Below are 381 nucleotides of genomic sequence, written 5' to 3' on the forward strand. Positions count from 1 at the left end.
CTTGCTGCAAGGCGCTAAAGCCGTTGGTGATGATGCCGATTTTAGCGTTGCCACGAATGGCGTTAAGCAGGGAAACCGCCCCCGGAAGCGGCGTGCAGATTTCCGCCATCGCATTAATAAAGGCATCGTTAAGCAAGCCTGCTTCAACTTTCAGCCGTTCGGCCCAGCTCTCAAAACGCCCGTGCTGAAGCTGTAATGAAGTGATCGCGCCGTTTTGATAATCCACCCACAGTGGCTTGTTAACGGCCTGATAGTCCTGAAAATCTTCAGCGGTAAAGGTGACGCTGTAATCAAGAAACATCCGCTGCAGGCCGGTGAATGAGTCAAATGTAAACAGCGTTTCATCGGCATCAAAGAAAATCCAGTCCCACTTCATTATTC

1 protein-coding gene is annotated in these 381 nt (G+C 50.4%); it reads right to left on the reverse strand.

The annotated features are described in order from the left end of the window. Positions 1 to 381: pyrimidine 5'-nucleotidase (gene yjjG, locus GV819_RS32875; RefSeq protein ID WP_218579795.1), on the reverse strand; the 381-nt coding region annotated here is incomplete at both ends.

It is taken from the genome of Pseudomonas sp. Fl5BN2 (assembly GCF_009908205.1).
Lineage (GTDB): Bacteria > Pseudomonadota > Gammaproteobacteria > Pseudomonadales > Pseudomonadaceae > Aquipseudomonas.